This is a genomic window from Phyllobacterium sp., from assembly GCF_037994405.1.
In the GTDB taxonomy this organism is placed as follows: domain Bacteria; phylum Pseudomonadota; class Alphaproteobacteria; order Rhizobiales; family Rhizobiaceae; genus Phyllobacterium.
On the sequence record NZ_JBBNAN010000226.1, the window covers coordinates 1 to 4,444 of the forward strand.

Genomic DNA, 4,444 nt, shown 5'->3' on the forward strand with positions numbered 1-4,444 from the left:
CTCGTGATGAACTCCAAGGTCCTTCAGTGGCGTGCAGCCGCGGCGGATGCTGCCTCACCACCCGACGCGCCCGTAGCGGCCGCGACAGACCTTGCGCAGGCAATCGCCTCCTACATCCCGCAACAGAAGGCACAGCAGGAGATTTTAGCGATCAACGACGCTCTGCTCAAGGCGGCGGTTGCGCCGACACCCGGCGACTTGGCGCTGATGTCCTTTGCACTGCGTCGTTCGGTCGACTCCCTTGCGGCGGCGATGCCCCAGATCGATGAGAAGCTGCGAACGCGGTTCCGCCAACGCGTTGAAGAGTTCGAGGGGCTGATCGACGGTCCGAAGAGCATCCTAAAGGCGCGCGAGGATGAGCTCGCAGTACTCGCAGAGGGCGGGAAGCTTTTGACCGAAAACGATCAGCTATCGCGCAAACTCACCGCTGCCGTGGACCGCCTCGTGGCTGCGGCCGACCGTGACATCACCGAGGCCGGCCGCGAAGCTGCGACTGTCCAGCGCTACGGCACCGGAGTTGTCCTTGGTTCCGCCCTTTTAAGCCTCCTGAGTTCGGTTCTGATCGTTTGGCTGTATGTCGATCGCAACCTTCTTGCCCGCCTAGCGGGGCTGAGCCAAAGCATGCTCGCGATCGCGGGCGGCAATCTCCGGGCGCCACTGCCTGGCGCAGGCCGCGACGAAATCGGACGTATGGCTGAGGCGCTTCGTCAGTTCCGCGACACTGCGCTCGAGGTCGAGGAGAAGAACCTGCGCGAGGTGGCCGAAGCCCGCCAGCGACTCATCGATGCGATCGAGAGCATCTCCGAGGGCTTTGCTCTTTACGATGCTGAGGACCGGCTCGTCCTGTGCAACAGCCGCTATAGGGAAATCCTGTATCCCGGCATAGCCGATGCAGTCGTGCCGGGTGCACAATTTGAGACGATTCTCCGCAATGCCGTAGAACAGGGCCTCATCGAGGATGCGAAAGGCCGGGAGGAGAGGTGGATTGCCGAGCGGCTCGCCGCACATCGCAATCCGCATCTGACGCTGGTTCAGCATCGCAGCCAGGACCGCTGGATTCAGGTGAATGAGCGGCGCATTGCCGGCGGCGGCACGGTCGCAGTCTACACCGACATCACCGCGCTCAAGCGCCACGAAACGGAGCTCGAGATCGCGCGCGACGCGGCCATGGCCGCAACCCAGGCCAAGAGCAAGTTCCTCGCCAGCATGAGTCATGAGCTGCGCACTCCGCTGAACGCCATCTTGGGCATTACAGAAATGCTGCAGGAAGATGCCAATGAAGCCGGCCAAAGTGAACTGATCGAACCGCTTGAGCGAGTCGCGCGCGCCGGCAAGCATCTGCTCAAACTCATCAATGAAGTCCTCGATCTTTCCAAGATCGAAGCTGGCCGCCTGGAATTTCATATCGAGCAGTTCGATATTGCTGGTATGGTTCAAGATGCCGCGACAACCGTGCAGCCAATCGCACACAAGAACCGCAACCGGATCATCATTCGCTGTCCAGATGGCATCGGCAGTATGCACGCCGATCAGCTTCGGGTTCGCCAGATCCTCCTCAACCTATTGAGTAACGCCTGCAAGTTCACTGAGAATGGCCAAGTGACGATTGAAGCGACCTGCGCGAAGCGTGATGGATGCGAAGGCGTGGTATTTGCCGTCGCCGATACCGGCATTGGAATAACGCCGCAGCAGATGACGAATCTGTTCCAGGAGTTTAGCCAGGCCGACAGTTCAACCACCCGCAAGTACGGCGGCACCGGGCTAGGGCTGGCCATTAGTCAACGCCTGTGCCGTAGTATGGGTGGCCACATCACCGTGGACAGCACTCCTGGTGCTGGCAGCAAGTTCACCGTGTGGCTGCCGTCGGCAATCGACGCGCTCCCAACGCGCGTGGAGCCGTCGGCCCCTGTCTTCGCGGTAGCCGCGAATGGTCGTGTTCGCGTCGTCTCAAACGTAGTCCTCGTCGTTGATGACGATGAGACAGTGCGGGACCAGATGCGCCGGTTTCTCGTCCGCGAGGGTTGCGATGTAGTAACGGCCAAGGACGGTGCGGAGGCCCTTATACTGGCCCGGCAGGTGAAGCCTGCACTCATAACCCTTGACGTGCTGATGCCGGGCTTCGATGGCTGGAGCGTCCTGCAGGAACTCAAAGCGGATATCGAGCTAGCGAATATCCCCGTCGTAATGCTCACCATGACCGACGAAAGGAACCGGGGTTACGCACTCGGAGCAGCTGATTACATGATTAAGCCGATCGAGCGGGAGGCGCTCCGGAAACTGATCGCGAAATTCTGGTCCGGCCGGCCTAGCCCAGCGCTTCGTGTTCTCATCGTCGAGGACAATGAGAACACGCGCCAGCAATGGCGTCGCATATTGCAGGCCGAGGGCTGCGACGTGGACGAGGCCGAGAACGGCCGGGTCGCACTGGAACGTCTGATCCGCACCCTTCCGGACCTCATCATTCTGGACCTCATCATGCCGGAAATGGACGGCTTCGAGTTCCTTATCGAACTGCGCAAGCAGCCCGCCTTCAAGGCAGTGCCGGTCGTGGTCGTGACGGCGGCGACCCTCAGCGAGGAAGACCACCGGCGCCTGAACGGCGGCGTCGAGCGCGTGCTCGCCAAGACCGCCCTTAGCCACAACGAGCTTCTTGACGAGTTGCGCAAGATGGTTGCACGATACATTGTCAAACGAAGGTCGCCTGACGAGGATCACCGTGGTGATTAAGATCCTCTATATCGAGGACAATGAGGACAACATCTACATGCTGTCCGCGCGGCTAACACGCAAAGGTTACGAGGTAATTGTCGCCACCGATGGCGATCAGGGTGTGGCGCGGGCGCGATCGGATGCTCCGGCGCTAATCCTGATGGACTTAAGCCTCCCTGTCGTTGACGGCTGGGAGGCAACAAGACGTCTCAAGGCGTTGGTTGAGACGCGCGCTATTCCCGTAATCGCGCTGTCATCGCACGCGATGGCGGGCGATCGCGAAGCAGCACTGGCGGCCGGGTGCGATGACTTCGATACCAAACCCGTCGAGTTCACGCGCCTACTCGGAAAGATCAGGGCCCTGCTCCCAAAGGAATCGATGAAATGAGCGAGGCTGGACCTGCCCTGCTCGTCATTGACGATGACGAGGACAATCGCTTTACGCTGACCGAGCGGTTGAAGCGAGAAGGCTACGGGACCGTGGTATGTGCCAGCAATGGACGGGAAGCGCTCGAACTGCTGGCGACAAGGCCATTCGATCTCGTGCTACTCGACATTACGATGCCGGAAATGGACGGCTACCAGATGCTCGAGCGCCTCAAGGCCGACACGACGCTTCGCAACATTCCGGTTGTCATGATATCGGCGGTCGACGAGATCGACAGTGTGGCGCGTTGCATCGGCCTCGGCGCTGAGGACTATCTGGCCAAACCGTTCAACACGGTTCTGCTGCGCGCCCGCGTGGCCGCCTGCCTGGAAAAAAAGAGGCTGCGCGACCAAGAGGCGGCGTACACACAGCAGATCGAAAACGAAAAGCGCCGAGCGGACGAGCTTCTGTACGCCATGCTGCCCCCCGGCGCGGTCCGCGAGCTCAAAGCGACCAATGAGGTCCGCCCGCGCCGCTACAACGAAGTCGCAGTGCTATTCTGCGATATCGTCGGCTTCACGGCCTACTGCGACAAGAATCCGCCAGAAAAAGTGGTGGACGAACTTCAGGCGCTGATCGGCGAATATGAACGAATCGTGCGTCAGCATGAGATGGAGAAGATCAAGACGATCGGCGACGCCTTTATGGCTACAGCCGGCCTGTTTGATCGCGTGTCAGATCCGGTTTTTGCCAGCTTGCAATGCGGACTCGATATGGTAACGGCGTCACGCAAGATAGAGCCCAAATGGGAGGTTCGAGTCGGCGTCCAATTTGGGCCAGTTATGGCAGGAATCATCGGGCAGCGGCAATACATGTTCGACCTGTGGGGCGACACCGTGAATATGGCCTCCCGGATCGCCGCCCACGCTAGCCCCGGGACTGTAGCGACCAGCGGGGCCACATGGCATCGCGTTCGCGAACGGGGTCGCGGGCGCTCCCTGGGTTTCGTCGAAATCAAGGGGAAGGGTCTGATCGAACTCATCGAATGCCAGGGACTTCGTTGAGGAACCGGAACAATCGTAGCCACCGATCATCCCATCGTCGGGCCGTCAGGCTAAGACGGTTCTCGACCACCGGCAAAGGTCTGCTGCTTCCGAGGCAGATATAGGACCACTGAATGTCCGAATTGGGGTCCGAATTTGACCGTCGTCAACCCGGAAGTCCGCAAGGACGTGTGACGGATGGGCGCTTAGAGCGGCAATATTCGGGCGCGCAATAGGTCAATGCGGCACGGTGTCGTGCTGCTGTTAACTAGGTCTTCCTCAAAGATAGGATATTCGGCTTGAGTCTCTGCCTCAACACCAAGGG

At 60.1% G+C, this 4,444-nt stretch carries 2 protein-coding genes and 2 pseudogenes; all 4 read left to right on the forward strand.

Going from position 1 to position 4,444, the window contains the following annotated elements; translation table 11 throughout:
- Positions 1 to 1,377: pseudogene (locus AAAC48_RS12430) on the forward strand (PAS-domain containing protein); the annotation flags it as partial.
- Between the two features lie 162 nt (positions 1,378 to 1,539).
- Positions 1,540 to 2,727: pseudogene (locus AAAC48_RS12435) on the forward strand (response regulator); the annotation flags it as partial.
- On the forward strand, positions 2,720 to 3,097 hold the full coding sequence (locus AAAC48_RS12440) for a response regulator (RefSeq protein ID WP_340654470.1): 378 nt from the start codon (positions 2,720 to 2,722) through the stop codon (positions 3,095 to 3,097). The pseudogene AAAC48_RS12435 and the gene AAAC48_RS12440, both read left to right, overlap by 8 nt.
- Positions 3,094 to 4,140 carry an adenylate/guanylate cyclase domain-containing protein gene (locus tag AAAC48_RS12445; RefSeq protein ID WP_340654469.1) on the forward strand — a complete coding sequence of 349 codons (1,047 nt, stop codon included), beginning with the start codon at positions 3,094 to 3,096 and terminating at the stop codon, positions 4,138 to 4,140. Before AAAC48_RS12440 ends, AAAC48_RS12445 begins: the two co-directional genes overlap by 4 nt.
- Positions 4,141 to 4,444 lie beyond the last annotated feature (304 nt).

Coding starts and splice junctions, on each gene's coding strand:
- AAAC48_RS12445 (WP_340654469.1), top strand. CDS start 3,094: ATGAGCGAGGCTGGACCTGCCCTGCTCGTCATTGACGATGACGAGGAC.